The following is a 1114-nucleotide window of genomic DNA, read 5'->3' as shown; positions in this document are numbered from 1 at the left end:
CCCCGGCCGCCCCGGCGCGGCCGGGGCGGCTGGAGCGGGCGGCGGCCGCACCGGCGGCGGCGCGCGGGTCCCCGGGGTCCGGGGCGGCGGCGAGGAGGTCGCGCACGACCCCGGTGCCGCCCGCGCTCCACGCGTCCCAGAGCACCGGGAGCTCCCAGGCGCCCGTGGCGCGCAGCGACGCACCGCGCGGGCCGGTGCGCCGCAGCACGCCGCGCACGAGCAGCAGCCAGGAGTGGAACACCGTCGCCGCGTAGGGGCCCTGGGCGTCCTCGAAGAACGTCGCGTCCACCGGGCCGGTCGTGTCGTCGAGGGTGAGGAAGACCACGCGCCAGCCCGAGCGCACGGGCGGCGTCTGGGTGGCGACCTTCACCCCGGCGACCAGCAGCTCCGCCCGGCTGCGGTGCCGGAGCACCTCGCGGGCCGGGGTGACCCCGAGCGCGCGCAGCAGCGGGACGTAGAAGTCGACGACGTGCGCGCTGGCGTCGAGGCCGAGGACGTCCAGCTCGGCGCGCACGCGCTCGGCGCGGGACATCTCGGGCAGCCCGCTGGGCGGCACCTCCTCGGGGGCGCCGCCGAGGTCGAGCGCGAGCTGCACCGCGCGCGCCGCCTCGTCCACGGCGCGAGCGGCCCGCGACTGCCGCGAGGCCGCGGCCCGCACGTCGCGCAGGTCCCCGCCCGCCGCCGGCGCGGACGGCGCGCGGCGGCGCCCGCCCGCCGGGGGGTCCCAGCGCTCCAGCTCGGCCACCTGCAGCAGCAGGTCGCGGCGGGTGGTGCGGCCGCGGCGGGCCGGCGGGGCGCCGCCGCCGCGCTCCAGCGGCGCGAGCCCGTGCAGGGAGTCGAGGGCACCGGCCAGCACGAGCCGCTCGGCGACCGGCCGCGAGGGCCGGGCCCGGTGCCACAGGTCGGCCAGCGAGCGGTAGGGCTGCCCCGCGACGACGCGCGCCAGCTCCGCCCCCGAGATGCCCTTCACCTCCGCCAGCGACAGCCGGATGCCGAAGCCGGTGCCGTCGGCGATCCCCTCGCCCAGGCCCTCGGCGTTGCGCGGGCCCGGCCCGCCCAGCCACGGGTCGCCGCCGGGGTCGCCGCCGGGGTCGCCGCCGCGGCGGCCCCCGGG

General features: G+C 82.0%; 1 protein-coding gene. It reads right to left on the bottom strand.

The window, feature by feature from the left end; all coding sequences use genetic code 11:
- The coding region (locus GTQ99_RS23475; protein ID WP_338075222.1) for a helix-hairpin-helix domain-containing protein at nucleotides 1–1114 on the bottom strand (1114 nt) is incomplete at both ends.

It is taken from the genome of Kineococcus vitellinus (assembly GCF_009906315.1).
GTDB classification, from domain to species: domain Bacteria; phylum Actinomycetota; class Actinomycetes; order Actinomycetales; family Kineococcaceae; genus Kineococcus; species Kineococcus vitellinus.
The sequence above is the reverse complement of the archived record's forward strand: the minus strand, read 5'-3'. Positions and strand labels throughout refer to the sequence as shown.